The organism is Rhizobium sp. PRIMUS64 (assembly GCF_023006465.1).
GTDB classification, from domain to species: Bacteria; Pseudomonadota; Alphaproteobacteria; order Rhizobiales; family Rhizobiaceae; genus Rhizobium; species Rhizobium leguminosarum.
On the sequence record NZ_JALBGX010000398.1, the window covers coordinates 1 to 223 of the forward strand.

Consider the following 223-nt stretch of genomic DNA (forward strand, 5'->3'; position numbering starts at 1 on the left):
TGCTGCCCAGATGGACGGCGCGATCCTGGTGTGCTCGGCCGCTGACGGCCCGATGCCGCAGACGCGCGAACACATCCTGCTGGCTCGCCAGGTCGGCGTTCCGGCAATCGTTGTGTTCCTGAACAAGGTCGACCAGGTTGACGACGCCGAGCTTCTCGAACTGGTCGAGCTCGAAGTTCGCGAACTGCTGTCGTCCTACGACTTCCCGGGCGACGATATCCCG

At 64.1% G+C, this 223-nt stretch carries 1 protein-coding gene; it reads left to right on the forward strand.

The features are described from left to right. On the forward strand, nt 1-223 hold a 223-nt coding region (locus tag MOV76_RS40445), incomplete at both ends, for a GTP-binding protein (protein WP_247266654.1).